At 52.3% G+C, this 1,172-nt stretch carries 1 rRNA gene; it reads right to left on the bottom strand.

Annotated features, from left to right (window positions below):
- A 23S ribosomal RNA gene (locus ACYVG7_RS10280) occupies positions 1–1,152 on the bottom strand; the annotation flags it as partial.
- Positions 1,153–1,172: the final 20 nt, after the last annotated feature.

The raw sequence follows: 1,172 nt of genomic DNA, 5'->3' as shown, positions 1-1,172 counted from the left end.
ATCCGCGGCTTCGGTGCCTGATTTGAGCCCCGTTACATCTTCCGCGCAGGCCGACTCGACCAGTGAGCTATTACGCTTTCTTTAAATGATGGCTGCTTCTAAGCCAACATCCTGGCTGTCTGAGCCTTCCCACATCGTTTCCCACTTAATCAGAACTTTGGGACCTTAGCCGGCGGTCTGGGTTGTTTCCCTCTTCACGACGGACGTTAGCACCCGCCGTGTGTCTCCCATGATTGCACTTACTGGTATTCGGAGTTTGCATCGGGTTGGTAAGTCGGGATGACCCCCTAGCCGAAACAGTGCTCTACCCCCAGTAGTGAGACATGAGGCGCTACCTAAATAGCTTTCGGGGAGAACCAGCTATCACCGAGTTTGATTGGCCTTTCACCCCTAGCCACAAGTCATCCCCTAACTTTGCAACGTTAGTGGGTTCGGTCCTCCAGTAAGTGTTACCTCACCTTCAACCTGCCCATGGCTAGATCACCCGGTTTCGGGTCTACTCCCAGCGACTAATCGCCCAGTTAAGACTCGGTTTCCCTACGGCTCCCCTATACGGTTAACCTCGCCACTGAAAGTAACTCGCTGACCCATTATACAAAAGGTACGCAGTCACCGAACAAGTCGGCTCCCACTGCTTGTACGTACACGGTTTCAGGTTCTATTTCACTCCCCTCACAGGGGTTCTTTTCGCCTTTCCCTCACGGTACTGGTTCACTATCGGTCAGTCAGTAGTATTTAGCCTTGGAGGATGGTCCCCCCATATTCAGACAGGATGTCACGTGTCCCGCCCTACTCGTTTTCACGCTGAGTTTGTTTTCGTGTACGGGGCTATCACCCTGTATCGCCGGACTTTCCAGACCGTTCCACTAACGCATTCAACGCTTAAGGGCTGCTCCCCGTTCGCTCGCCGCTACTGAGGGAATCTCGGTTGATTTCTTTTCCTCGGGGTACTGAGATGTTTCACTTCTCCCGGTTCGCCTCGCAACACTATGTATTCATGTTGCGATACTGCATAAATGCAGTGGGTTTCCCCATTCGGATATTGTGGTGTCAATGCTTCTTACCAGCTCGACCACACTTAACGCAGGTTAGCACGTCCTTCATCGCCTCTGACTGCCTAGGCATCCACCGTGTACGCTTAGTCACTTAACCATACAACCCCAAGAAGTCTT

The sequence above is a fragment of the Pseudaeromonas pectinilytica genome, from assembly GCF_054780855.1.
Note: the sequence above shows the minus strand (reverse complement) of the source record. Positions and strands in the feature narration are given on the sequence as shown.